This window comes from Sphingomonas sp. FW306-1B-B10E (assembly GCF_058782005.1).
Genome location: NZ_JBYSXG010000109.1, coordinates 1,496 through 2,009, shown reverse-complemented (window position 1 = coordinate 2,009; position 514 = coordinate 1,496). Strand labels below are relative to the sequence as shown.

Genomic DNA, 514 nt, shown 5'->3' with positions numbered 1-514 from the left:
GTCCCCGGCTCCGTCCATCTCGCCCGCCCCGACGCCAATTGCCGAGGCACCGGTTGTGGCGGCAGCGCCCGAGCCCGATCCGCTGCCCGAGCCCACCCCGCTTGCCGATGAACCGATCGCCGCGGCCGCGCCGCTCGACGCCGCGCCAGCGACGCTTGCCGTATCCGATCCGGCGCCTGCGCCGGCGGGGGCCGACCAGCTCACCCGGATGAAGGGCGTCGGGCCCAAGGTCGCGGAGCGGCTCAACGCGCTCGGCATCACCAGTTTCGCCCAGCTCGCCGCGCTGAGCCCGAGCGAGGCCGAGGCGCTCGACGCCCAGCTCGGCAATTTCCAGGGCCGCCTGAAGCGCGACCGCTGGGTCGAGCAGGCCGGCTTCCTGGCGAGCGGCGACCAGGCCGGCTACGAAGCGGTGTTCGGCAAGCTTTAGAGCTTCCAGCGCAAAGTGGAAACGCACTGTTCCCCGGGGAAGGCCGGGGCCCAGTCGCGATGGTTTCGAGAAGACGGTCATAGCTCG

The 514-nt window shown here is 72.0% G+C and carries 1 protein-coding gene; it reads left to right on the top strand.

Annotated elements, in window-relative coordinates:
• The coding region (locus tag AC3WJI_RS21570; RefSeq protein WP_492759364.1) for a helix-hairpin-helix domain-containing protein at positions 1–427 on the top strand (427 nt) is incomplete at its 5' end.
• Positions 428–514 lie beyond the last annotated feature (87 nt).